This is a genomic window from Legionella sp. km772 (assembly GCF_003989735.1).
Lineage (GTDB): Bacteria > Pseudomonadota > Gammaproteobacteria > Legionellales > Legionellaceae > Legionella.
In genome coordinates this window covers 1-1,444 of record NZ_RZGQ01000340.1, presented here as the reverse complement: position 1 = coordinate 1,444, position 1,444 = coordinate 1, and the positions used below count along the sequence as shown (strand labels likewise).

The following is a 1,444-nucleotide window of genomic DNA, read 5'->3' as shown; positions in this document are numbered from 1 at the left end:
AAATCAAATAATCACTATAAAGATCAAGCATATCCATTTAATTCCCTCCCTAAAATTAAGGGCGGAATTCTAATGCTTTTTAGTCAAACTACAAGTTTATGTGCGTAACATGAGTGAATAACTCTGGCTACATATTTTCCTGCTTGAACCGCAGCAGGGGCTAAACCGGGCACTAACCTGCCTGCAGCATCCGTCAAATGGGCGGTATCACCGATAACAAACACATCGGGATGCGATGCAAGGCTATAATTGGGCTCTACCATTACTCTGCCTGCATTATCTTTAGGCGCTTTTAACCATTCAGCGGCAGCAGAGGCCTTTACCCCAGCTGCCCAAACAATAGTACGGCAGGGAATAATTTCGTTATTAATAATTACTTCATGCGATTCACAAGAACTGACAGGATGTCCTGTTTTCACTTCTACACCAATTTTTTCAAGATCTTGGCGTGCCTCATGCGATAGTTTTTCAGGAAAGGCCGTTAATACACGCGATCCTGCTTCCGCTAAAATAATTCGTGCTGCTGCCGGATCAATGCGGCGAAACTCGCCCTTTAATGTATGTCGTGCCATCTCAGCGATTGCCCCAGCCATTTCAACACCGGTTGGGCCTGCTCCTACAACAATAAAAGTTAAAAAAGCCCGACGAAGCTGTTCATCCTGGGCAAGTTCTGCCTGTTCAAATGCTTTGAGTATACGGTGGCGGATATGAGTTGCATCATCTATCGATTTAAGCCCAGGAGCAATTGCCCTCCACTGGTCATGGCCGAAATAATCATGCGCGGCCCCTGTTGCAACAATTAGGTAGTCATAAGGGATTTCTTCATCTTCGCGCAAAATTACTTTACGAGCTGTATCAATACCTCTTATCTCTCCAAGCATAGTGGTACAGTTTTTTTGTTTACGAACAATGGCTCGAATAGGTTGGGCAATTTGGGCTGGGGATAATGCTGCGGTAGCTACTTGATAAAGTAAAGGTTGAAAAAGATGATAATTATGTTTATCGATTAAGATAATATCTACCGGGGATTTTGCTAAGCCTCGTGCAGCGGATAAGCCGCCAAACCCTGCGCCAATGATGATGATACGTGTTTTTTTTTGAATTAGGCTTTTCGCTGCTTCTTTCATAAGGCCGGCTTTATATTTTTATTCTTAAATTGTAAGCTTTTTGTGCTATAAATCAACAAAAATCTCCGTACATCACCAAAAAATCTGTCATACTCAGTTGGTATTGAGGGAATCAGACCTCACTAGTTTAATCTCTGTATTTGTTTTCGAAGAAAAGGCAAACCACGCTACTTTGGATTGATTTTGAATACCGGATTATGATATAGGCGCGGATTTTTAGACGAAAAAAAGGTATTTTTAAGAGCTATTCTTCTAATATAAGAGGGGAATAGAATGACCAAAAAGCGAAATTATTACACTGCATCAAAAAAATCAAA

Annotated in this window: 1 protein-coding gene; it reads right to left on the bottom strand. The window is 41.3% G+C overall.

Features of this window, described 5'->3' with window-relative positions; all coding sequences use genetic code 11:
* Window positions 1–83: 83 nt before the first annotated feature.
* Window positions 84–1,127: an NAD(P)/FAD-dependent oxidoreductase gene (locus ELY15_RS15755; RefSeq protein WP_127101701.1), complete on the bottom strand. Its 1,044-nt coding sequence runs from the start codon at window positions 1,125–1,127 to the stop codon at window positions 84–86.
* Window positions 1,128–1,444 lie beyond the last annotated feature (317 nt).